Genomic DNA, 20,871 nt, shown 5'->3' with positions numbered 1-20,871 from the left:
ATGGTGACGTGCGCTACTCCCCTCCCCTAGATTCCCGCGAGTCACACTCGTAGCTCTAGGGGACGGGAGCCGCACGTATGCCCGACGACCTATCACTTGAGGAACACCCCGCGCCTGCGCGGCAACCGGTGGTCACCGCGTCGCGCGTGATCGCCGGGATATGCCTGGTCGCGCCCTTCGTGGCGCTGCTCTGGGTCAGCTCGTACTCGCGGCTCACCCCGAGGTTCATCGGCATCCCGTTCTTCTACTGGTACCAGATGGCGTGGGTGCCGGCGGCGGCGCTGCTGACGTACACCGCGTACGTCCTGGTGCGCCGCGAGGAGCGGGCGCGCAAGGGGGGTGCGGGCAAGTGACGAACGACGTGAACGGCGTGGCGCTCGGCGTCTGCGTCTTCTTCTTCCTCCTGGTCACGGTGATGGGCTTCCTCGCCGCCCGCTGGCGACGCGCGGAGAACGCCCTGCACCTGGACGAATGGGGCCTGGGCGGCCGGAGTTTCGGCACCTGGGTGACCTGGTTCCTGCTCGGCGGCGACCTCTACACCGCGTACACCTTCGTCGCCGTGCCCGCCGCGATCTACTCCGCGGGCGCCGCCGGATTCTTCGCGGTCCCGTACACGATCATCACCTACCCGCTGGTGTTCCTCTTCCTGCCGCGGCTGTGGTCGGTCTCGCACAAGCACGGGTACGTGACCTCGTCGGACTTCATCCGCGGCAGGTTCGGGTCGAAGAGCCTGTCGGTCGCGATGGCGCTCACCGGGATCGTCGCGACCATGCCGTACATCGCGCTCCAACTCGTCGGCATCCAGGCCGTGCTGGACGTGATGGGCGTGGGCGGCGGCGATTCCACCAACTGGTTCGTCAAGGACCTGCCGCTGCTGATCGCCTTCGGTGTGCTGGCCGCGTACACGTACTCCTCGGGGCTGCGCGCGCCCGCGCTGATCGCCTTCGTCAAGGACGCGCTGATCTACATCGTCATCGTGGTCGCGATCATCTACATCCCGTACAAACTGGGCGGGTTCGGCGACATCTTCGACAAGGCGGACGCGGCCTACAAGGTGACCAACCCCGCCACCGGCAAGCCGCGCGGCTCGCTGGTGTCCGCGCCGCAGGCCCAATGGGCGTACGCCACGCTCGCGATGGGCTCGGCGATGGCGCTCTTCCTGTACCCGCACTCGGTGACGGCCGTGCTCTCCGGCAAGAGCCGCAACACCATCCGCCGCAACACCACGATCCTGCCGCTGTATTCGCTGATGCTCGGCCTGCTGGCGATGCTCGGCTTCATGGCGCTGGCGGCGGGCGTCGGAAAGGGCATCAAGGGCTACAACGCCCAACTGGCCATCCCCCAGCTCTTCGAGGACATGTTCCCCTCCTGGTTCGCCGGGGTGGCCTTCGCCGCCATCGCCATCGGCGCGCTGGTCCCGGCGGCGATCATGTCGATCGCGGCGGCCAACCTGTTCACCCGCAACATCTACAAGGACCTGTTCAAACCGGACGCCACCCCGGCGCAGGAGACCAAGGTCTCCAAGGCCGCGTCCCTGGTGGTCAAGGTCGGCGCGCTCGTCTTCGTGCTCTCGATGGACAAGACGGTCGCGATCAACTTCCAGCTCCTGGGCGGCATCTGGATCCTCCAGACCGTCCCGGCCATCGTCGGCGGCCTGTTCACCCGCTGGTTCCACCGCTGGGCGCTGCTGGCCGGCTGGGCGGCGGGCATGGCGTACGGCACGTGGAAGGCGTACGAGCAGACCAGCGCCAGCCAGTCGCACTTCGGCGGCAACTCCGCGAAGATCCCCGGCATCGGCGAGCTGGGCTACATCGGCCTCACCGCCTTCGTCCTGAACGCGGCGGTCGCGGTCGTCCTCACCCTGGTCCTGCGCGCCCTCAAGGCCCCCGACGGCGTGGACGAGACGGCGAAGGGCGACTACGTGGTGGAGGCGGAGGAGGCGGCGAAAGAGGAGGTTCCCGCACCGGCGTAGAGCGCGCGGGGGCGGGACCCGGGGGCGCGAGGCCGCGTTGTGGTGTGCGGCCGGCGCCCCCGGCGGGGGGGCCGCGCCTCAGCGCGAGGCGAAAGTGCGCCGGTACCCCTGCGGCGTGGTCCCCGTCCACCGGGCGAAGTGATGCCGCATGGTCGCCGCGTTCCCGAACCCCGCGCGGAGCGCGACGGCGTCCATGGTGTGGTCGGTGGCCTCCAGCAACTCCCGTGCCAGCAGCACCCGTTGACCCAGCAGCCAGCGGTACGGGGTGGTGCCGGTCTCCTGCTGGAAGCGGCGGGCGAAGGTGCGCGGCGACATGTGGGCGCGGGCGGCCAGCTCCTCGATGGTCACCTCGCGGTCCAGATGCCGTTCCATCCAGGACAGCACCCCGGCCACGGTGTCGCTCTGCCCGCGCGGCAGCGGCCGGTCCACGTACTGCGCCTGGCCGCCCTCGCGGTGCGGCGGCACCACCATGCGGCGGGCGATGCCGTTGGCGACGGCGCTGCCCTGCTCCTTGCGCACCAGGTGCAGGCAGGCGTCGATGCCGGAGGCCGTACCGGCCGAGGTGATCACCCCCGCGTCGTCCACGTACAGCACGTCGGACTCGACCTTGATCTGCGGGTACCGGCGCGCGAGGCGTTCCGCGTGCCGCCAGTGCGTGGCGCAGCGGCGGTCGTCGAGCATGCCGGAGGCGGCCAGCACGAAGACGCCCGAGCACACGCTGAGCACCGTCGCGCCGCGCTCCACGGCCCGGTTGAGCGCCGTGAGCACCTGCGGCGGGAAGTCCCGGTGGATGTACGAGTCCCCGGCCGGTACGGCGATCAGGTCCGCCTCGTCCAGCCGGTCCATGTCACAGGAGGCCGACAGCTCGAACCCGGCGTGCGTGCGCAGCGTCGGGCCCTCGCCGGAGATCACCGCGAAGTCGTACACGGGCAGCCCGTCCTCGCTGCGGTCGAGGCCGAACACCTCGCAGATCACCCCGAGTTCGAAGGGGTGGACACCGTCGAGCAGTACCGCGGCCACGTTCTTCAGCATGCTCCCGAGGATGCCACTTGGCAGGATGTCGCGGTAGTACGGCGGTCCTGCCACTGTTCGTGGGTAAGCGGCGCGAGCACGATTGACCCATGACCGTTCTCCTGGACATCGCAGCCCTCTCCGCCCTCCTCCTCATCCTCTCCTTCGTCCCCGTCCTGGGCCTGCGCGCCGAGGCCAGGATCACCCGCCAGATCCGCGCGGCCGACGCCGCCCGCGAGGCCGAGGCGACACGCCGGGCGCACGCGAGACGCGCCGCGCGCGCGGACCGCGAACCAGGCCGCGAACCGGCCCGCACAGCGGTCGCGGCCCCGCAGATCTGAGGGCGCCGGAGGGAATAAAATCCCCTCCGGCGCTTGCGCGCCGACCCCGGCGACCCACCCTCGCGACACAACATCTGGGCTTCCACGCGAACCGTGGCACTACATGTATGCTCAACTTCGCTGTCGAGCAGGGGAAGCCGGTGCGAATCCGGCGCTGCCCCGCAACGGTGAGCGGGCGTACGCCCGCACAGCCCGAGGACCTGCCGCCAGCGCGCCCGTAGCGCCCACAAGCGACGGGCGCAGTTGTGTCCGGGCCTCGCGGATTGGGCCGGCGGACGCGTCGCGGCACGCCCATGCCTGAGCAGGGGTGCGCCTCCGCACGCGTACCCGCTCCTCCCGCCTGGCCGTCGCCGCGTTCGAGGGAGAGAGCACCACCGTGACCATCGCGCCCGCAGACCCCGCTTCAGCCGAACTCCGCACCGTCGCCCCCCGGATCCCTTCGGCTCCCCCCTCCGGACCTCTCCCCGGACCTCCCGCCCGTCCCGACGAGGGCCCGGGCGCGGACCTGCTGCGTACGCTGGTGCGGCTCACCGCCGACCTGACCGACACCGACCCCGGCCGGGTCGCCGCCGCCGCGCTGCGCGGCCGTAACGCCGCCTCCGACGCGGCCGAGATGCACGGCCTGGCCACCGAGGCGGCGGCCGGGCTGATCTCCGAGGACCCGGCGTACTCGCGGCTGGCCGCCCGGCTGCTGACCTCGACCATCGCCGAAGAGGCCGCGGGCCAGGGCGCGGTGTCGTTCTCCGCGTCCGTCTCGGTCGGGCACCGCGAGGGCCTGATCGCCGACCGCACGGCCGCCTTCGTGGCCCTGCACAAGCCCCGGCTCGACGCGCTGGTGGACGAGGCGCTGGCCGCCGGCGCGGACGACCGCTTCGGCTACTTCGGTCTGCGCACCCTGCACAGCCGCTACCTGCTGCGGCACCCCATCACCCGTCAGGTGATCGAGACCCCGCAGCACTTCATGCTCCGCGTGGCCTGCGGTCTCGCCGAGGACGACTCGGTGCGCGCCGCCGAGGAAGTCGCCTCGCTCTACCGGCTGATGAGCGCGCTGGACTACCTGCCCAGCTCCCCCACCCTGTTCAACTCCGGGACCCGGCACCCGCAGATGTCCTCCTGCTACCTGCTGGACTCGCCGCTGGACGAACTGGACTCGATCTACGACCGCTACCACCAGGTGGCGCGGCTGTCGAAGCACGCGGGCGGGATCGGCCTGTCCTACTCCCGGGTCCGCTCGCGCGGTTCGCTGATCCGCGGCACCAACGGCCACTCCAACGGCATCGTGCCGTTCCTGAAGACGCTGGACGCGTCGGTGGCAGCGGTCAACCAGGGCGGCCGTCGCAAGGGCGCCGCGGCGGTCTACCTGGAGACCTGGCACTCCGACATCGAGGAGTTCCTCGAACTGCGCGACAACACCGGTGAGGACGCGCGCCGCACCCACAATCTGAACCTGGCGCACTGGATCCCGGACGAGTTCATGCGCCGCGTGGAGACCGACGCCGACTGGTCGCTGTTCTCGCCGTCCGACGTGCCGGAGCTGGTCGACCTGTGGGGCGACGACTTCGACGCCGCGTACCGCAGGGCGGAGGCCAAGGGCCTGGCGCAGCGCACGATCCCGGCGCGCGAGCTGTACGGCCGGATGATGCGGACCCTCGCGCAGACCGGCAACGGCTGGATCACCTTCAAGGACGCCTCGAACCGTACGGCCAACCAGACGGCGGAGTCCGGCCGTACCGTGCACTCCTCGAATCTGTGCACCGAGATCCTTGAGGTCACCGACGACGGCGAGACCGCGGTCTGCAACCTGGGTTCGGTGAACCTGGGCGCCTTCGCCACCCCGGGGGGCGGCGCGGGCGGCGAGATGGACTGGGAGCGGCTCGACGAGACCGTCAGGACCGCGGTGACCTTCCTCGACCGGGTCGTGGACATCAACTTCTACCCCACCGAGCAGGCGGGCCGCTCCAACGCCAAGTGGCGCCCGGTGGGCCTGGGCGTGATGGGCCTTCAGGACGTCTTCTTCAAGCTGCGGCTGCCCTTCGACTCGGCCGAGGCGCGCGAGCTGTCCACCCGGATCGCCGAGCGGATCATGCTCGCCGCGTACGAGGCGTCCTGCGACCTCGCCGAGCGGCAGGGCCCGCTGCCCGCCTGGGACAAGACCCGTACCGCCCGCGGTGTGCTGCACCCCGACCACTACGCGACCGAGCTGAACTGGCCGGAGCGCTGGACGGCGCTGCGCGCCCGGATCGCGGCCACCGGCATGCGCAATTCGCTGCTGCTGGCCATCGCGCCGACCGCGACCATCGCGTCCATCGCCGGTGTCTACGAGTGCATCGAGCCGCAGGTCTCCAACCTCTTCAAGCGCGAGACGCTGTCGGGGGAATTCCTCCAGGTCAACTCGTACCTGGTCGCCGATCTCAAGCGGCTCGGCGTGTGGGACGCGCAGTCCCGCGAGGCGCTGCGCGAGGCCAACGGCTCGGTGAACGGCTTCAGTTGGATTCCGGCCGAGATCCGTGAGCTGTACCGCACGGCGTGGGAGATCCCGCAGCGCGGCCTGATCGACATGGCGGCGGCGCGTACGCCGTTCCTCGACCAGAGCCAGTCGCTGAACCTGTTCCTGGAGACGCCCACCATCGGCAAGCTCAGCTCGATGTACGCGTACGCCTGGAAGCAGGGCCTGAAGACGACGTACTACCTGCGGTCCCGGCCCGCGACCCGGATCGCCCGCGCGGCCCGCGCCCAGCAGCAGACGGCCGCCACCCCCGTCCCCGTACCGGTGATCGCCGACGCCGACGCGATCGCCTGCTCCCTTGAGAACCCCGAGTCCTGCGAGGCCTGCCAGTAATGACGTCCACCGACAAGAATCTGCTCGACCCGGGCTTCGAGCTGACCCTGCGTCCGATGCGCTACCCGGACTTCTACGAGCGCTACCGCGACGCGATCAAGAACACCTGGACCGTGGAGGAGGTCGACCTCCACTCCGACGTGTCCGACCTCGCCAAGCTCAGCCCCGCCGAGCAGCACATGATCGGCCGCCTGGTCGCGTTCTTCGCGACCGGTGACTCGATCGTCTCCAACAACCTGGTGCTCACGCTCTACAAGCACATCAACTCCCCCGAGGCGCGGCTGTACCTGTCCCGCCAGCTCTTCGAGGAGGCCGTGCACGTCCAGTTCTATCTGACGCTGCTCGACACCTACCTGCCCGACCCCGAGGACCGGGCGGCGGCCTTCGACGCGGTCGAGGAGATCCCCTCGATCCGCGAGAAGGCGCAGTTCTGCTTCCGCTGGATGGACTCGGTCGAGAAGATCGACCGCCTGGAGTCCAAGGCCGACCGCCGCCGCTTCCTGCTCAACCTGATCTGCTTCGCCGCGTGCATCGAGGGCCTGTTCTTCTACGGCGCCTTCGCGTACGTCTACTGGTTCCGCTCGCGCGGCCTGCTGCACGGGCTCGCGACCGGCACCAACTGGGTGTTCCGCGACGAGACCATGCACATGAGCTTCGCCTTCGACGTGGTCGACACCGTCCGCAAGGAGGAGCCGGACCTCTTCGACGAGCAGTTGCGGCAGCAGGTCACCGACATGCTGCGCGAAGCCGTCGAGGCCGAGCTCCAGTTCGGCCGCGACCTGTGCGGCGACGGTCTGCCCGGCATGAACACCGAGTCCATGCGCGCCTACCTGGAGTGCGTCGCCGACCAGCGCCTCGCCCGCCTCGGCTTCCCCCCGGTCTACGGCTCGGAGAATCCCTTCTCCTTCATGGAGTTGCAGGGCGTCCAAGAGCTGACGAACTTCTTCGAGCGCCGCCCGTCGGCCTACCAGGTCGCGGTCGAGGGCAGCTTCGCCCTGGACGAGGACTTCTAGGCCAGCGGCGGGAACGGTCAACGGCGAAAGGGGCGGCGGAAGGCGATGAGCCTTCCGCCGCCCCTTTCCCCTCGGGCGGGCGGGCGGGCGGGGCGGGTCAGTCGTTGGGGACCGTTTCGAACTTCGGGGTGGCCTCGGCCATTTGCTTCATGACGTCTTTGCGGTCGCGCTTGGAGAGACGGTCGATGTAGAGGCGGCCGTAGAGGTGGTCGGTCTCGTGCTGGAGGCAGCGGGCGAAGTAGCCGTTGCCGTGGACGACGATCGGCTCGCCCTTGGCGTTCTGGCCGCGCACCACCGCGTAGTCGGGGCGGGCCAGTTCCATGTAGGCGCCGGGGACGGACAGGCAGCCCTCGTTGGAGTCGTCCAGGCGGCGCCGGTCGGCGGGCAGTTCGTCCAGTACGGGGTTGCAGACGACGCCGACGTGCCGGTTGTCGTCGTCGTCCGGGCAGTCGTAGACGAAGACCTTGAGGTCGACGCCGATCTGGTTGGCGGCCAGGCCCACGCCCTCGGCGGCGCGCTGGCTGGCGAACATGTCGGCGATCAGCGCGTCCAGGTCGTCGTCGAAGGACGTGACGTCCTTGCACTCCCGGTGCAGCACCGGGTTGCCGACCACGGTGATCGGGCGGACGGTGCCGCGCTCGCGGTACGCCAGTTCGCGCGCCTGCGCGTCGGTCACGTCGTCGAGGAAGCCTTCGGTGGCCGCGTCGTGGCTGTGCGCGTGGTCGTGGTCGTGCCCGTGGTGGTGTTGGTGACCGTGGCCGTGCTCGGTGTGCTGCTGGGACATCTGCGCCGTACGCCTTCCGCGAACCCGTAAACGAACCCCCCTAGGGTACGGGCCCGCGCACGACGGTGTTCCCCACACCTCGTGGTTCGTCGCACCTCGCCGTTCGGGGCACGCGGTTCGGGGCGCGCCGTTCAGCAGACCTCTTCGAGGTCCCGCCAGTCCCGGGTGTCCGGGCTGTCGGCGACCCAGCCGTCGAGCAGGCCCCGGACCAGGGACGCGGGGGCGGCGATCCCGCACTCGCGCTCCGGCGACCAGCGCACACCCGCGCTGTGGTGGCTGAGGTGGCCGGGGTGACCGGGCTCACCGTGGTCGTGCGGGTCGCGCGTGGCCATCGAGCCGTCGTCGGTGGGCATCCGGCTCTCCGAACAGGTGCGGCACAGCAGCCGGACGGACGACGACCAGTCCTCCGCCGCGTATCCGGCCTCCGCCGCCAGCCGTTCCAGCGCGTCGCGGTCGGCGGCCGTGTCCGCCTCGAGGAGCACCAGCCAGGTCGGCACCGGGGACGGCGCCCACAGCTCGATCTCGTCGAAGACGGGGTAGACCGCGCCGCCCGCGGTGTCGGCGGTGGCGCGCTCGCCGTGCGGGACGCCGTCGTGCAGCACGACCTCGCCCCAGCGGCGCCCGGACGACGGCAGCGGGATGGAGAGCACCTCGACCCGCGCCGGGTCGAGCCTGCGGCCCCACACGACCTCGGCCTCGCCCTCGGGCGACAGCCGTACGGCGGCGCTGCCCAGCGGCAGCCGTACCGACTCCTCGCCGTTGTGACTCGCGGTGCCCGCGGGCATCCGCAGGCCGTACGCCTGCCAGGCGCGGCGGGCCAGCGGCCAGTCCTGCACGGCGGTGGCGGCGATGCCCAGGTTCCACCAGTCGGGGGAGCCGACCGGGCGGTCGAGCAGGGCCACCGCGCGCAGCCCGGCGATCCGGGCCTGCGCCCAGTCGTGCCGGAACTTGTGCAGCAGCGCGAGGTTGTACCAGGACTCCGACAGCCACGGCTCCAGATCGGCGGCTCGGGTCAGCAGCGCTCCGGCGTCCTCGTAACGGCCGTCGCCGATCAGCGAGAACGCCCGGTCAGTGGCCTGCCGCCACGTGGGCGACGGCCGGTGCCGCACTCTTCCGAAGATGTTCAACGTCGTTACCCGCCTGCCCGCTCAGCCGATCACTGCCAGGACGTCGCCTTCCCGCACCACTACGATCGCGTCCCCCCGTACGACTCCAACCTTGCACATTTTGGCCGTTGTCTCAGCCCGGCCGTCGCCCCCGTCCCCCGGGGCCGGCGACCCGGTCCGTGCGGTCCGCGGCTCCCCGGTGAGCGCGCTTCCTCACTCGACACCCTTGCCACTCCCGTGGGCATCCAACCATGCCCAGGTGGGGCGCCGTGCGAGCACCCTGGTAAGTGCCGCCACCACCTGCGGATCGTACTCACGTGCGGTCGCCAACCGCAGCCGCTCGACCGCCGCGAGCCGGTGGTCGAGGGCCGCGCCCGGCTCCCCCGTCAGGTCCTCGTAGGCGTTGACGGCCCGGACGATCCGGCCCGCCAACGGCTGCTCCCGGTACGGGTGCGCCTGCCGCTCCACGATCAGCGCCACCTCGGCCGGGGCGCCGGTCTGCCGCACCACCTCGCCGCCGAGCGCGGCGATGGCGCGCTGCCGCTCGCCGTCCAGCGGCTCCGTCGCCCCGCGCGGCACCGGGTCGACCAGCGAGAGCTGGCCGATGTCGTGCATCAGCGCCGCGTACTCCAGCAGCATCAGGTGGCGGGCGGGCAGGCCCAGCTCCCTGCCGACCGCCGTCGCCAGCTCGCTCACCCGCCGCGCGTGCCCCTCCGGTGTGTACCCGGCCACCTCGGTGGCCCGCGCCAGCGACCCGATCGTCTGCCGGTACGTGGCCCGCACCGCCGCCTGGCCCCGCAGCGACATCTGCGCCAGCAGCAGCGGCGCCGCCGCCATCGGCAGCGCCCACAGCCCGGCCGCCGCGACCGCCAGCGCCATCACCACACCGCCCGCGCACACCGCGCTGGCCATCCCCGCCAGCGCCCGGACCTCGTCGCGCAGCGCCGGGGCGTACGGGTGGCCGGTCCTGGCCGCCCCCAGGGCCGCCGCAAGCGCCGCGTCGCACAGCGCCGTCAGGCCGAGGACCGCCAGGAGTGCGGCGGCGTACGCGGGGCCTTCGCCTCCCGCGAAGGGTTGGGCGCACACCCCGGCGAAGGTCGCTGCCGCGACCCGCCGCACCTCCCCGTCCCCCTTGGCCCCCAGCCCCCCATGCCGCCCCGGGCCTGGGCGCCCCTGCCCAGAAGGGTCCGCCTCCCCAGGAGGGCGCGCCTGCCCAGGAGGGCGCGCCCCGAAGGGGCGCGGGGCTGCGTCTGATGTGCGGCTGCCGCCGCGCGGGCGCGCCTGCCCAGGAAGGCGCGCCCCGAAGGGGCGCGGGAAACTGCGCGGCCCGCCACCACCGGCCGGTGGTCCGGAGACCACCGATCTGCCCCGCTGGGGCGGGTGGTGACCTGCGGGAGCATCGGGGCTGAGCGCGCAGTTCCCCGCGCCCCTACGGGGCACCCACCTGCGCAAGGGCCCCACGCCCGCCGCACCCCCGGAGGGCACAGCCCCATCGCGGCCGGCCGCGCCCACCCGGCGGCAGCCGCACATCAGACGCAGCCCCGCGCCCCAACGGCGCACCCACCTGCGCAAGGGCCCCACGCCCGCCGCACCGCCGGAGGGCACAGCCCCCTCACGGCCGGCCGCGCCCACCCGGCGGCAGCCGCACATCAGACGCAGCCCCGCGCCCCAACGGCGCACCCACCTGCGCAAGGGCCCCACGCCCGGGGCGGCTGCGTGGCGGGGGCGGGGGCAGCTCAGGGTCAGCGGGACGGCGGCCGCGAGGGCGGAGACGGCCACGGTTTGGGCGAGGCTGTGGCGGCCCGGCGCCAGGAGGGCGTAGGCGAGAGCCGTCGCGGTGGCGAGAGGCGCGGTGTCGCGGTCGACGCCGAAGGCGAGGGGGGCGAGGGGGGCGGGAAGGCGGAAGGTGACGCCCACGGCGATGACGGCGGCGAAGGCGAGGGCGGTGCCGGGCGCGGAGAGGCCGGTGAGGGCGGTGCGGGCGACGGCGACGGCCGTCAGGGTGAGGGCGGCGCCGTGCACGCCCCGGACGAGCCGGGCCCTCATCGCGGCACCGGCGCGGAGACGGCGGCCGGAAGAAGCAGCGGGCCCCGCCCGGCGGTGGTGGCGCCGACCGGCCCCGAGGCGGCCACCGGCCAGGAGTGGTGCGCCAGCGCACGCGTCAGGGCGGCGACCATCGCCGGGTCGAAGTGCGTACCGGCGCAGGCGTGGAGTTCGTCGAGCGCGGCGCGAACCGGCCGGGCGCGCCGGTAGGAGCGGGTGGACGTCATGGCGTCGAAGGCGTCCGCGACGGCGACCACGCGGGCGAATTCGGGGATCTGGTCGCCCGCGAGCCCGTGCGGGTAGCCGCTGCCGTCGAGGCGTTCGTGGTGGTGCAGGATCGCGTCCCGCGCCTCCCCGAGGAAGGCGATGCCGCGGACCATCTCGTGCCCGTACTCCGGGTGCAGCTCGACCACCCGCCGCTCGGCCGGGGTCAGCGGCCCGTTCTTGCGCAACAGGCGGGTGGGGACGCCGAGTTTGCCGATGTCGTGCAGGATTCCGGCGAACCGCAGGGCGTCGACGCGGGGTTCGGGCATGCCCAGCTCGCGGGCGATGAACACCGAGGCGCGGCCCACGCGTTCACTGTGCCCGCGCGTGTAGTGGTCCTTGATCTCGACGGCCTGGACGAGCGCGCGCACGGTCGCCCGGTGGGCGTCGCGTTCCCGGCGGGCGCGGGCGAATCCCCAGCAGGCCACGTACATCGGCAGCGGTACGAGCACCGCGGCGAAGGCGCCGTAGCGGGCCTGCCACAGGACGGCGGTCATGAGAGCGACGAGGCCGTAGGTCAGGTGCGGGGCGAGGGCGCCGAGCAGCGGGGCGCCCCAGGCCGCGCGCGGTGTGCGGCCCTCGGCGGTGACCAGGACGGCGCCGGTGAGCACGGTGGCGGTGACGCAGAGGACGAGCGCGGCGACGGTCGCGGGCAGCAGCGCGTACGGCAGGTCTGCGGCGGCCAGCGCGCGCGGCCCGTCGAGCAGCCGGGCGGCGAGCGCGGCGGCCCAGACGGCGACGGCCAGGTGGGCGGCGCGCCACAGCCGCCGTACGCGGCGCGGCTCCTGTTCCACGCGGCCCGCGAGCGAGCCGGGGACGGCCACCAGCGCGGCGGCGGCCGGGGGCAGCAGCAGGGCGGCGGCCAGCAGGACGGGCAGGAACGGGCCGACGGCGGCGGGCGGGTGGCGGCCCGCGGCGCGGGTGGGGAGCACCCCGGGCTCGCACAGCGCGTACAGGGCGGCGAGTACGGCGACGGTCCCCCACGCGGTGGCGGGCCGCAGGGCGGGCGCGGCGCACAGCGTCCCGGCGGCGCACACGGCGGCCACGGTGACCCGTGCGGGTGTCGACATGGCGGACACGAGAGGCGGCCTCCTCCGTACGCGAACGTGCGCGAACGCGCGGCGGGCGCGGCCCGATCGGCTCCCGGCCCGTTGAGAGTCAGGAGGATAGGGCCGCGCCCGTCGTGGAAGAGGCGTTTACCGGCGTTGGGCCGTCAGTGGGACCCGAGCTCACCCGCACGGGTGACGTGAGGCGTATGCGCCCTCGTCCGAACGCCCGAACCCCGTCCACAAGCGCAACGGGATACGAGCCGCGACGGAGGGGTGCCGAGGGATGTCCGGCAGTGACCGGCGGCGGCGGGGAAGCCCTGGCGCGCCCGGCGGTGGGGACACGCCCTAGCGGGCCTCGGCCTCGGTCGGGGTGGCGAGGATGTCGGGCGCCTGGTCCGGGACCGGGGCGACCTCACCGGAGCGGATCAGCTCGATCCGCATCATGACCTTCGAACGCAGGTCGGTCGGCACGTCGTCGGAGCCGCAGCACCGCTTGACGAGCTTCTTGACGGCCTGTTCGAGGCCGTACTTCTCCAGGCACGGGTGGCACTCGTCGAAGTGCTCCTTGAACTTGGCGCAGCTCTCATCGGGCATCTCGTTGTCGAGGTACTCGTAGAGGTGGTCGAGCACCTCCGAGCAGTCCGTCTCATGTGCGTCGCCGCAACTCATGAATCCGCGCCCTTCTCATCCGCCGCGCCCGCGGGTACAAGACCGCGGTCCCGCGCGTAGTCCTCCAGCAGCTCACGCAACTGGCGACGGCCGCGGTGCAGCCGGGACATCACTGTGCCGATGGGTGTTCCCATGATGTCCGCGATCTCCTTGTAGGCAAAGCCCTCGACGTCCGCGAGGTAGACCGCGATGCGGAACTCCTCCGGGATCGTCTGCAACGCCGCCTTCACGTCGGAGTCGGGCAGGTGGTCGAGCGCCTGGGACTCCGCGGAGCGCAGGCCGGTCGACATATGGGATTCGGCTCGTGCGAGCTGCCAGTCCTCGATCTCCTCCGAGCCGCTGCGCAGCGGTTCGCGCTGCTTCTTGCGGTAGGAGTTGATGAAGCTGTTGGTGAGAATGCGGTAGAGCCACGCCTTGAGGTTGGTGCCCTCACGGAACTGGTGGAAGGAGGCGTACGCCTTCGCGTACGTCTCCTGGACGAGGTCTTCCGCGTCGGCCGGATTGCGGGTCATCCGCAGCGCGGCCGAGTACATCTGGTCGAGGAAGCCAAGGGCGTCCCGCTCGAAGCGCTCGGTGCGCTCCGCGCTGCTCTCCTGTGCTGCCTCACCGGACGCACTCGCGTTTTCCGCCGTGCTGTCGTCGGTGCCGGTGACCGCACCCACCTCCTCAGAAACGTCAGCGCGCCCAAAAGCGGCCACGCCTGTTCCGGAGGATATCCCGCTGGAGATCGACGTGCCGGATGCGCCCTTGCCGTCGTCCTTGACCGGCCATTCGGCCCAGTTCAGGTAGGGCGCGGCTGCGTCCGGTCGCGCGGTGGCCTGTGCGGCCTCTGCGCGGGACCGGCAAGCGGCTGAAACCATGCGGCTGCCTCTCTCACAGATCTCACGGATTGCTTCGTCAATGCGGGATCGAATCGTTCTGCCGATTCGCACAACACCGGTATCGCGCGGCTCATTCCCGGTGGCACAGAGGGCGCGCGGGCGGATCGCGCGGAAGTCGCACGGCGGTCGTCCGGAGCTCGCACGGCGGTCGTCCGGAGTCCGCGCCGGGGTCGTACGGCAAACGTGCTTGCCGGTATGGCAAAATCGACGCATGGCGGAGAAAGCGCCCAAGGGCATGGACGACGGCGTCGAGCGCACTCTGGCCGAGGTCGGGCCGCGGTTGCGGGCTGCGCGGCTGGAGCGCGGGGTGACGCTGGCCGCGCTGGCGGAGGCGACCGGGATCTCGGTGAGCACCTTGTCGCGGCTGGAGTCGGGGCAGCGGCGCGCCACCCTCGAACTGCTGCTGCCGCTGGCCCGCGCGCACCAGATGCCACTGGACGAACTGGTGGGCGCGCCCGAGGTCGGCGACCCTCGGGTGCGTGCGGTCCCGCGCAAGATGGACCACATGACAGTGCTGCCGCTGACCCGGCACCCGGGCGCGCTTCAGGCGTACAAGATGATCATCGAGCCGAACAAGCCCTGTGAGCAGCGCACCCACGAGGGCTACGAGTGGATCTACGTGCTCTCCGGGCGGCTGCGGCTGCTGCTCGCCGACAAGGATCTGGAGCTGCGGGCGGGCGAGGCAGCCGAGTTCGACACCCGGCTGCCGCACTGGTTCGGGCCCGCAGGGGACGAGACCGTCGAGGTGCTCAGCCTTTTCGGCCGCCAGGGCGAGCGGATGCATGTCCGAGCCCGGCCAGCCAGTCACTGACGGCCCCGGTCAGCACGGCCAGCGCCGCGTCCTGCGTCAGCTCCGCGCGCTTGGGTACGGCGAACGAGTGATCGCCGTACGGCACCTCGACCGGTTCGTACCCGGCGGGGAACTCCGCGGGCCGCCCGAAGGTGTCGTTGCCGCCCTGCACGATCAGCAGCGGCCCGGCCGCGGCGCCCAGGTCCAGCTCGGCCGCGCGGGACTTCTCCGGCTTCCCCGGCGGGTGCAGCGGGAAGGACAGCGCGAGTACGGCCGCGGCGCCCAGCCCCTTCGCCGTACGGCAGGCCACCCGGGCGCCGGCGCTGCGTCCGCCCGCGACCACCGGCAGCCCCGGCTCCGCCAGCGCGGGCCACACCGCCGTCCACCCGGTGTCCAGCGCCTTGGGCGCGGGCGCCAGCTTCTTGCCGGCCACCCGCCAGGGCTGCTCGACCAGTGCCACGGTCACGCCGTGCGCGGGCAGCGCGGCCGCGAGCGCGGCCAGGTCGCGGGCCTCGATGCCGCCGCCCGCGCCGTGGCCGAGCGCGAGGACCGCGCGGGCGGCGCGGGCGCGGTGCCAGGTGACGCGGGCCTCGCCCGCGGGGGTGCCGACCGTTTCCACCGACCGCTCGGGGGACGGGGACGCTGTGTGTGCTGCGCGTGCTGTCATCAGAACAGCGTCTCCTCCTCGGGTGCCTCCAGCTCCGTCAGCAGCTCCGGTCCGTTGTTCTTCACACTGCTCACACCGGTGCCGACCGGATAGGCGCGCATGAGGCCGCCGGGCGGCGGGGCGAGCAGGGCGCCGAGCGTGTCGGGGTCGGTGGTGGCCGGGTCGAGCCAGGCGTTCCAGCGGTCGGGGGTCATCATCAGCGGCATCCGGGGATGGATGTCGGTGAGCGAGCGCGGGCCCTCGCCCGCGTATCCGGCCAGGGTGTCGGTCTCGGCCGCCGTGGTGATCACCGTGCAGGTGGCCCACCAGGCCATCGGGTGGTCGTCGGGCAGCGTCCGGTCGCGCCAGAACTCGTACAGCCCGGCCATCGCCATCACCGAGCCGTCGGCGGGCGTCACGAAATACGGCTGTTTGCGGGACCGCTTCTTCCTGCCCTGCTCCTCCAGCGCGCGCTCCTCGGGCGCGGTCACCCACTCGTAATAGCCGTCGGCGGGTATCAGGCAGCGCCGGGCGGTGAGCGCGCGGCGGAAGGACGGCTTCTCGTGCACCGTTTCGGCCCGCGCGTTGATCAGCTTGGCGGCTCCTTCCGGCGACTTGGCCCACGACGGGACCAGGCCCCAGCGCAGCACGCGCAACTGTCTGACCGGTTCGGGGGAACCGGAGTCGCGCACGGGACGGTCAAGCACCGCGTAGACGTCCTTCGTCGGCGCGACGTTCCAATCGGGGGCGATGGTCTCGGTGGGGTCCCACTGACGGACTTCGAAGAGTCCTGCGAGATCCTCTGGTTTCCGGCTCGCCGCATATCGACCGCACATAGGTGCCAGACTGCCACGACCGTGGACCCGAACGGCCCACAGTCCGCCCTTTCGCAAGCCCCCGGCACTCCCCTCCGCAGCCCCCTAGTAGCAAGGACTGGCCACGTCATGAACGTCGCGAGCGTCACCGAGATGTGGGACCGGCTGACGGGGACGCAGCCCGATCCCTCGCGCTGGCTGATCGGCGCGACGGCGCTGCTCGCGCTGGCGGCCGTACTGCTGCGGCGGGTGTGGCACGTCACGCGCAACGCGGTGACGATCGCGCACGAGGGCGGTCACGGGCTGCTCGCGCTGCTGACCGGGCGACGTCTGGAGGGCATACGCCTGCACTCGGACACCTCGGGCCTGACCGTCTCGCGCGGCAAGCCGCACGGGGTGGGCATGGTGCTGACGGCCGCCGCCGGGTACACCGCGCCGCCGCTGCTGGGCCTGGCGGGCGCGGGGCTGCTGGCATCCGGCCACATCACCGCGCTGCTGTGGGGCGCGACGGCGCTGCTGCTGGTCATGCTCGTGATGATCCGCAACGCGTACGGGGCGCTGACCGTGGTGGTCACCGGCGCGGTCTTCCTGCTGGTGTCCTGGCTGACCAAGGCGCAGGTACAGGCGGCGTTCGCGTATCTGGTGGTGTGGTTCCTGCTGGTCGGCGGCGCGCGGCCGGTCGCCGAGCTGCAACGTACGCGGCGCCGTGAGCGCTCCGGCACCTCGGACGCGGACCAGCTCGCCCGGCTCACGCACACTCCGGCGGCCCTGTGGCTGCTCCTCTTCTACGCGGTCGCGATCTGCTCGCTGGTGGGCGGCGCCCGGTGGCTGCTCCTCCGATAGCGCGGTGACCGCGGTGACGTGAGTGACGGGGAACACCCACCGTGATGGCCGTGGTGACCCCGGCGGAGAGAACGGCCGGAGCAACGGGGGCAGACCGGCGCACAGACCCACGGCACTGGCCCCGCACATGAGCCCGGCGCACGACCCCGGCGCATGTGGCCGAGAGTGACGGCACCTGTTTCCGGCAGATTTCGCCGCATTCGCCGTCCTATCTCCCTGTGCCTGAGCCACTACGCTTGGGCCCCATGAGCGACAGCACCGCGCAGACCGCCCTCTGGCCGGCCCCGACCGCGCCCCGCGCCGTGGACGCGACCGTCACGGTGCCCGGCTCGAAGTCGGTGACCAACCGCGCTCTGGTGCTCGCCGCGCACTCCACGGAACCCGGATGGGTGCGCCGTCCGCTGCGCAGCCGCGACACGGTCCTGATGGCCGACGCGCTGCGCGCCATGGGCGTGCAGATCGACGAGACGGTCAACCCGTCCGGCGGCGAGGCGTGGCGGATCATCCCGGCCGGGCTGCACGGTCCCGCCCGGATCGACGTCGGCAACGCGGGCACCGTGATGCGCTTCCTGCCGCCGGTCGCCGCGCTCGCCGACGGCCCGGTCCGCTTCGAGGGCGACGCGCGGGCGTACGAGCGTCCGCTGCACGGCGTGATCGACGCGCTGCGCGCCCTGGGGGCCAGGATCGACGACGAGGGCCGCGGCTCGCTGCCGCTGACCGTGAACGGCGCGGGCTCGCTGTCCGGCGGGAGCGTGTCCGTGGACGCGTCGTCGTCCTCGCAGTTCGTCAGCGCGCTGCTGCTGTCCGCGCCGCGCTTCAACCGGGGCCTCGAACTGCGGCACACCGGCCGCACCCTGCCGTCCCAGCCGCACATCCGGATGACCGTGGACATGCTGCGGAAGGCCGGCGCCAAGGTGGACGCCCCGCAGGACGGCGGCGCGCGCAATGTGTGGCGGGTGGCGCCGAGCGCGCTGCTCGGCCGGGACCTGACGGTGGAGCCCGACCTGTCCAACGCGGCACCGTTCCTGGCCGCCGCGCTGATCACCGGCGGCCGGGTGACCATCCCGGACTGGCCGCGCCGCACCACCCAGCCGGGTGACGCGCTGCGCACGCTGTTCACCGCGATGGGCGGCTCGTACGAGCTGACCGAGCAGGGGCTGACCCTCAGCGGCACCGGCCGGGTGCTCGGCATCACCGCCGATCTGCACGAGGTCGGTGAGCTGACCCCGGTGATCGCGGCGGTCGCGGCGCTGGCCGAGGGCGAGAGCGTGCTGACCGGCATCGCGCATCTGCGGCTGCACGAGACCGACCGGCTGGCCGCGCTGGCCAAGGAGATCAACGAGCTGGGCGGTGACGTCACCGAGACCGAGGACGGCCTGCGCATCCGGCCGACCACCCTGCACGGCGGGGTCTTCCACACCTACGAGGACCACCGGCTGGCGACCGCCGCGGCCGTCCTGGGCCTGACCGTGGACGGCGTCCAGGTGGAGAACGTGGCGACGACCGCGAAGACCCTCCCCGAATTCCCCGAGCTGTGGGCGGCGATGCTCGCGGGCCGCGCGCCCGCGCCGGGGATCTCCACGCCGGGCGCCGTCACCCCGGGCGCCGCCGCGCCGGAGACAGCGGAGGCAGCGGAGACAGCGGAGACAGCGGAGACAACCGACACAGCGGACCCGACAGACACAGCGGACACCACCGCACCGGGCCGGGGCTGAGGACCGCCGTGCGCCGCTACGGAAAGAACCCCGACGAGGACGACGTCAGAGTCCGCCCCAACGCCAAGGGCAACCGGCCGCGCAGCACGATCAGGCCCAAGCACGAGGACGCCGCCGAGGGCATGGTGCTGACCGTGGACCGCGGGCGGCTGACCGTGCTGGTCGACGACCGCGAGGTGGTCGCGATGAAGGCCCGCGAATTGGGCCGCAAGTCGATGGTGGTCGGCGACCGGGTCGCGGTCGTCGGCGACCTGTCGGGCGCGAAGGACACCCTGGCCCGGATCGTACGGATCGAGCCGCGCAAGTCGGTGCTGCGGCGGACGGCCGACGACGACGACCCGTTCGAGCGGGTGGTGGTCGCCAACGCCGACCAGCTCGCGATCGTCACGGCGCTGGCCGACCCCGAGCCGCGCCCCCGGATGATCGACCGCTGCCTGGTCGCGGCCTTCGACGCGGACCTGAAGCCGCTGCTGGTGCTCACCAAGTCCGATCTGGCCCCGGCCGCGCCGCTGTTGGAGACGTACGGCGCGCTGGACCTGGCGTATGTGGTGACCAACAGGGACGACTTCCTGACCGGCGGGGTCGACCAGATCCGCGAGCGGCTGGCCGGGCATGTGACGGCCTTCGTCGGCCACAGCGGCGTCGGAAAGACCACGCTGGTCAACGCGCTGGTGGAGCGTCAGCGCACCACCGGCTCGGTGAACGCGGTGACCGGGCGCGGCCGGCACACCACCACCTCGGCGCTCGCGCTGCCGCTGCCGGGCGACACGGGATGGGTGATCGACACCCCGGGCGTACGGTCGTTCGGCCTGCACCACATCGATCCGTCGCGGGTCATCCACGCCTTCCCCGACCTGGAGCCGGGCACCGAGGAGTGCCCGCGCGGCTGCTCGCACGACGAGCCGGAGTGCGCGCTGGACGCGTGGGTCGCGGCGGGGCACGCCGAGCCCGCCCGGCTGGACTCGCTGCGGCGGCTGCTGGCCACCCGCGAGCGGCGCGAGGGAGACTGACGCCCTTTCGGCGACCGGAGGGGCGGTTTCCGGGCAGGCTGTGTGATGATCGACAGCGCACACAGGTTTCGGAGACGGAGTGGGAACGGGAGGCACCCGATGGCCTGGCTGCTCGTGGTGGTCGCAGGCATCCTTGAGACGGGGTTCGCGGTCTGCCTCAAGCTGTCGCACGGCTTCACCCGTATCTGGCCGACCATCGCCTTCGCCCTGTTCGCGCTGGGCTCCTTCGGTCTGCTGACGCTGTCGCTGAAGAAGCTGGACGTCGGCCCGGCGTACGCCGTCTGGACCGGCATCGGCGCGGCGGGCACCGCGATCTACGGCATGATCTTCCTCGGCGACGTCGTCTCCACGCTGAAGATCGTGTCCATCTCGTTGGTGATCGCGGGCGTCATCGGCCTCCAGATCTCCGGCTCGGCGCACTGACGGTTCACGGGCGGCGCCCGCGCAGACCGTACGCCGCTACGGCTCCTCCCCCGTCGCGGGCCACGACAGCAGGCTGCGGACGAGCTGCGCCACCCGCAGACACGCCTCCTCGTCACTGGCGGCGGGCGCGATCACGTACGACAGGGTGAGCCGGATCGCCGCCTCGCAGGCCCATCCGATGTCCTGGGGCCGCAGCCGCGGGTAGCCGCGGACGAGCGCGTCGACCGTACGGGCCTTGAGCGATTCGACCAGGCCGCCGTCGGCGCCGGTGAGGGCTGCGGCGACCACCGGGCTGCGCCGGGCGGACCGCAGGGTCCAGCCCGCGGCGCCCGCGAAGCACTCCCCCGCGTCGGCGCCGACCCGGCCCGCGGCGGCCAACTCGCGGTCGACACCGGCCAGATAGCCCTCGGTCTCGCGCCGGGCGAGGGCGCGCGCGAGCCCTTCCTTGCTGCTGAACTCGTTGTAGAGGGTCTGCCGCGACACCCCGGCCGCCGCCGCGACCTCGACCATCCGTACGGCTTCCCAGGGCCGGTCGCCGAGCGCGGCGAACGCCGCGTCCAGGAGCGATTCCCGCGCTGTAGGCATCATTGCCTCCAAGGCGCCACGAGGTGTCCGCGCGATGGCGCGGACAGCGGCCGTGCGGAAAGAATTGACGCG

At 72.5% G+C, this 20,871-nt stretch carries 19 protein-coding genes, 1 pseudogene and 1 riboswitch; of the genes and pseudogenes, 10 read left to right on the top strand and 10 right to left on the bottom strand.

The window, feature by feature from the left end:
- Positions 1 to 77: 77 nt before the first annotated feature.
- Positions 78 to 353, top strand: coding sequence for a DUF3311 domain-containing protein (locus ACFZBB_RS15980; protein ID WP_391122359.1), 276 nt, complete (start codon positions 78 to 80; stop codon positions 351 to 353).
- Positions 350 to 1,972: a monocarboxylate uptake permease MctP gene (mctP, locus tag ACFZBB_RS15975; RefSeq protein ID WP_391122356.1), complete on the top strand. Its 1,623-nt coding sequence runs from the start codon at positions 350 to 352 to the stop codon at positions 1,970 to 1,972. Before ACFZBB_RS15980 ends, mctP begins: the two co-directional genes overlap by 4 nt.
- 78 nt (positions 1,973 to 2,050) lie before the next feature.
- Here the strand turns inward: mctP and ACFZBB_RS15970 are convergent, their stop codons facing one another.
- Complete coding sequence (locus tag ACFZBB_RS15970) at positions 2,051 to 3,004, bottom strand: helix-turn-helix domain-containing protein (RefSeq protein WP_391123187.1); 954 nt, start codon at positions 3,002 to 3,004, stop codon at positions 2,051 to 2,053.
- Positions 3,005 to 3,093: 89 nt separating this feature from the next.
- Between ACFZBB_RS15970 and ACFZBB_RS15965 the strand changes: the two genes are divergently transcribed.
- From ACFZBB_RS15965 to ACFZBB_RS15955, 3 genes are all read left to right on the top strand, one after another.
- On the top strand, positions 3,094 to 3,324 hold the full coding sequence (locus ACFZBB_RS15965) for a hypothetical protein (protein ID WP_391122353.1): 231 nt from the start codon (positions 3,094 to 3,096) through the stop codon (positions 3,322 to 3,324).
- 80 nt (positions 3,325 to 3,404) lie between these two features.
- Positions 3,405 to 3,547: riboswitch (cobalamin riboswitch) on the top strand.
- A 210-nt stretch (positions 3,548 to 3,757) separates the two neighbouring features.
- Positions 3,758 to 6,163: a ribonucleoside-diphosphate reductase subunit alpha gene (locus ACFZBB_RS15960; RefSeq protein WP_391123184.1), complete on the top strand. Its 2,406-nt coding sequence runs from the start codon at positions 3,758 to 3,760 to the stop codon at positions 6,161 to 6,163.
- Positions 6,163 to 7,176, top strand: coding sequence for a ribonucleotide-diphosphate reductase subunit beta (locus tag ACFZBB_RS15955; RefSeq protein ID WP_355347326.1), 1,014 nt, complete (start codon positions 6,163 to 6,165; stop codon positions 7,174 to 7,176). The genes ACFZBB_RS15960 and ACFZBB_RS15955 overlap by 1 nt, the downstream gene beginning before the upstream one ends.
- Positions 7,177 to 7,273: 97 nt before the next feature.
- On the opposite strand, the gene def is transcribed toward ACFZBB_RS15955, so the two are convergent.
- The 6 genes and pseudogenes from def to ACFZBB_RS15925 all read right to left on the bottom strand — a co-directional run bounded on the left by def (position 7,274) and on the right by ACFZBB_RS15925 (position 13,753).
- The gene (def, locus tag ACFZBB_RS15950) at positions 7,274 to 7,960 is read right to left on the bottom strand and encodes a peptide deformylase (protein WP_391122350.1); all 687 of its coding nucleotides are present in this window, start codon (positions 7,958 to 7,960) and stop codon (positions 7,274 to 7,276) included.
- Between the two features lie 131 nt (positions 7,961 to 8,091).
- The gene (locus ACFZBB_RS15945; protein WP_188283420.1) at positions 8,092 to 9,087 is read right to left on the bottom strand and encodes a hypothetical protein; all 996 of its coding nucleotides are present in this window, start codon (positions 9,085 to 9,087) and stop codon (positions 8,092 to 8,094) included.
- A 192-nt stretch (positions 9,088 to 9,279) separates the two neighbouring features.
- Positions 9,280 to 10,206, bottom strand: a pseudogene (locus ACFZBB_RS15940) (HD-GYP domain-containing protein); the annotation flags it as partial.
- 902 nt (positions 10,207 to 11,108) lie between these two features.
- Positions 11,109 to 12,452, bottom strand: coding sequence for an HD domain-containing phosphohydrolase (locus ACFZBB_RS15935; protein ID WP_391122347.1), 1,344 nt, complete (start codon positions 12,450 to 12,452; stop codon positions 11,109 to 11,111).
- A gap of 315 nt (positions 12,453 to 12,767) precedes the next feature.
- Positions 12,768 to 13,091, bottom strand: a complete 324-nt coding sequence (gene rsrA, locus ACFZBB_RS15930) for a mycothiol system anti-sigma-R factor (RefSeq protein WP_391122344.1) — start codon at positions 13,089 to 13,091, stop codon at positions 12,768 to 12,770.
- Complete coding sequence (locus tag ACFZBB_RS15925) at positions 13,088 to 13,753, bottom strand: sigma-70 family RNA polymerase sigma factor (RefSeq protein ID WP_391044361.1); 666 nt, start codon at positions 13,751 to 13,753, stop codon at positions 13,088 to 13,090. The genes rsrA and ACFZBB_RS15925 overlap by 4 nt, the downstream gene beginning before the upstream one ends.
- Positions 13,754 to 14,183: 430 nt before the next feature.
- Here ACFZBB_RS15925 and ACFZBB_RS15920 point away from each other — a divergent pair, with 430 nt between their 5' ends.
- A complete protein-coding gene (locus ACFZBB_RS15920; protein ID WP_391122341.1) occupies positions 14,184 to 14,783 on the top strand; it encodes a helix-turn-helix domain-containing protein in 600 nt (199 codons plus the stop codon).
- Here ACFZBB_RS15920 and ACFZBB_RS15915 read toward each other — a convergent pair.
- Together ACFZBB_RS15915 and ACFZBB_RS15910 are read right to left on the bottom strand one after the other, a co-directional pair.
- Positions 14,722 to 15,429, bottom strand: a complete 708-nt coding sequence (locus ACFZBB_RS15915; protein WP_391122338.1) for an alpha/beta family hydrolase — start codon at positions 15,427 to 15,429, stop codon at positions 14,722 to 14,724. The genes ACFZBB_RS15920 and ACFZBB_RS15915 overlap by 62 nt on opposite strands.
- Positions 15,429 to 16,244, bottom strand: coding sequence for an SOS response-associated peptidase family protein (locus ACFZBB_RS15910; RefSeq protein ID WP_391122335.1), 816 nt, complete (start codon positions 16,242 to 16,244; stop codon positions 15,429 to 15,431). Before ACFZBB_RS15910 ends, ACFZBB_RS15915 begins: the two co-directional genes overlap by 1 nt.
- A gap of 108 nt (positions 16,245 to 16,352) precedes the next feature.
- On the opposite strand from ACFZBB_RS15910, the gene ACFZBB_RS15905 reads away from it, so the two are divergent.
- The 4 genes from ACFZBB_RS15905 (at position 16,353) to ACFZBB_RS15890 (ending at position 20,214) form a co-directional block, all read left to right on the top strand.
- On the top strand, positions 16,353 to 17,066 hold the full coding sequence (locus tag ACFZBB_RS15905) for a M50 family metallopeptidase (protein ID WP_391122332.1): 714 nt from the start codon (positions 16,353 to 16,355) through the stop codon (positions 17,064 to 17,066).
- Positions 17,067 to 17,311: 245 nt separating this feature from the next.
- Positions 17,312 to 18,781 carry a 3-phosphoshikimate 1-carboxyvinyltransferase gene (gene aroA, locus ACFZBB_RS15900; protein WP_391122329.1) on the top strand — a complete coding sequence of 490 codons (1,470 nt, stop codon included), beginning with the start codon at positions 17,312 to 17,314 and terminating at the stop codon, positions 18,779 to 18,781.
- An 8-nt stretch (positions 18,782 to 18,789) separates the two neighbouring features.
- Complete coding sequence (gene rsgA / locus ACFZBB_RS15895; RefSeq protein WP_391122326.1) at positions 18,790 to 19,791, top strand: ribosome small subunit-dependent GTPase A; 1,002 nt, start codon at positions 18,790 to 18,792, stop codon at positions 19,789 to 19,791.
- Between the two features lie 99 nt (positions 19,792 to 19,890).
- Positions 19,891 to 20,214, top strand: coding sequence for a multidrug efflux SMR transporter (locus tag ACFZBB_RS15890; RefSeq protein ID WP_355347359.1), 324 nt, complete (start codon positions 19,891 to 19,893; stop codon positions 20,212 to 20,214).
- 36 nt (positions 20,215 to 20,250) lie between these two features.
- Here the strand turns inward: ACFZBB_RS15890 and ACFZBB_RS15885 are convergent, their stop codons facing one another.
- Entirely contained in the window at positions 20,251 to 20,799 is a 549-nt protein-coding gene (locus ACFZBB_RS15885) for a TetR family transcriptional regulator (RefSeq protein ID WP_391122323.1), read from the bottom strand.
- Positions 20,800 to 20,871 lie beyond the last annotated feature (72 nt).

Origin of the sequence: Streptomyces sp. NPDC008139 (assembly GCF_042957025.1) — a bacterium.
In the GTDB taxonomy this organism is placed as follows: Bacteria; Actinomycetota; Actinomycetes; order Streptomycetales; family Streptomycetaceae; genus Actinacidiphila.
The sequence above is the reverse complement of the archived record's forward strand: the minus strand, read 5'-3'. Positions and strand labels throughout refer to the sequence as shown.

Bases quoted from the DNA above. Each gene is read 5' to 3' on its own strand.
- ACFZBB_RS15970 (WP_391123187.1), bottom strand. From the start codon at position 3,004: ATGCTGAAGAACGTGGCCGCGGTACTGCTCGACGGTGTCCACCCCTTC.
- ACFZBB_RS15980 (WP_391122359.1), top strand. From the start codon at position 78: ATGCCCGACGACCTATCACTTGAGGAACACCCCGCGCCTGCGCGGCAA.
- ACFZBB_RS15910 (WP_391122335.1), bottom strand. From the start codon at position 16,244: ATGTGCGGTCGATATGCGGCGAGCCGGAAACCAGAGGATCTCGCAGGA.
- ACFZBB_RS15890 (WP_355347359.1), top strand. From the start codon at position 19,891: ATGGCCTGGCTGCTCGTGGTGGTCGCAGGCATCCTTGAGACGGGGTTC.
- ACFZBB_RS15920 (WP_391122341.1), top strand. From the start codon at position 14,184: ATGGCGGAGAAAGCGCCCAAGGGCATGGACGACGGCGTCGAGCGCACT.
- ACFZBB_RS15905 (WP_391122332.1), top strand. From the start codon at position 16,353: ATGAACGTCGCGAGCGTCACCGAGATGTGGGACCGGCTGACGGGGACG.
- rsrA (WP_391122344.1), bottom strand. From the start codon at position 13,091: ATGAGTTGCGGCGACGCACATGAGACGGACTGCTCGGAGGTGCTCGAC.
- ACFZBB_RS15915 (WP_391122338.1), bottom strand. From the start codon at position 15,429: ATGACAGCACGCGCAGCACACACAGCGTCCCCGTCCCCCGAGCGGTCG.
- ACFZBB_RS15955 (WP_355347326.1), top strand. From the start codon at position 6,163: ATGACGTCCACCGACAAGAATCTGCTCGACCCGGGCTTCGAGCTGACC.
- ACFZBB_RS15965 (WP_391122353.1), top strand. From the start codon at position 3,094: ATGACCGTTCTCCTGGACATCGCAGCCCTCTCCGCCCTCCTCCTCATC.
- ACFZBB_RS15885 (WP_391122323.1), bottom strand. From the start codon at position 20,799: ATGCCTACAGCGCGGGAATCGCTCCTGGACGCGGCGTTCGCCGCGCTC.
- aroA (WP_391122329.1), top strand. From the start codon at position 17,312: ATGAGCGACAGCACCGCGCAGACCGCCCTCTGGCCGGCCCCGACCGCG.
- def (WP_391122350.1), bottom strand. From the start codon at position 7,960: ATGTCCCAGCAGCACACCGAGCACGGCCACGGTCACCAACACCACCAC.